At 66.2% G+C, this 670-nt stretch carries 1 protein-coding gene; it reads right to left on the bottom strand.

What is annotated here, in order from left to right:
• Positions 1 to 670, bottom strand: a 670-nt coding sequence (locus AC1DGP_RS35265) for a peroxidase family protein (protein WP_476833298.1), incomplete at both ends; no start/stop codon positions are given.

Here is a 670-nt window from a genome sequence, read left to right as displayed (position 1 = left end):
TCAGGTTGTCCGCCCCAGCCGCCCCGAGCAACACGTCCGCATCGGGCGTACCGACCAGAACCAGTCCGGCGTCCGGCTGCGTTGTCTGGCCGGTTCCGCCACCATTGCCGGTCTCGGTGCCGGTGCCGCAACTCCCGCCGCCGCCGTTCTCGGTCTCGTTGCCGGAGCCGCTGCCGCCGCCRTTCTCGGTCTCATTGCCCGAGCCGCTGCCGCCGCCATTCTCCGTCTCGTTGCCGGTGCCGCCGCCGCCGCCATTCTCGGTCTCGTTGCCGGTGCCGCCGCCACCGCCGTTCTCGGTCTCGTTGCCCGAGACGCCGCCGCTCCCGTTACCGGTGCCGATGCCGCCATCATCGACGACGACGGTCTCGAAGATGTTCTCCGGCAGATTGGCCAGGCTGGTATTGCGGGCGATGATGTCCGAGAACTCCTGGCCCTCGATGAAATTTTCGTAGAAGTCGAAATTCTCGACCCGGTCGAGATAGTAGAACCGGTCGGCCTCCTGCAGGCGATCGAACTGCTCCTGCAGCACGACCCAGAAGGTCTGCCCGACCATGCCGCCATTGATATGCGTCTCGGCAAGGCCACCGACCCAGAGATCGACCCGGTCGATCCCCTTCACGATGCCGGTGCCGTCGGCCTGGATGGCCACGCTGATATTCGAGTTGATCGC

Source organism: Allobosea sp. 05T433, assembly GCF_056396065.1.
The sequence above is the reverse complement of the archived record's forward strand: the minus strand, read 5'-3'. Positions and strand labels throughout refer to the sequence as shown.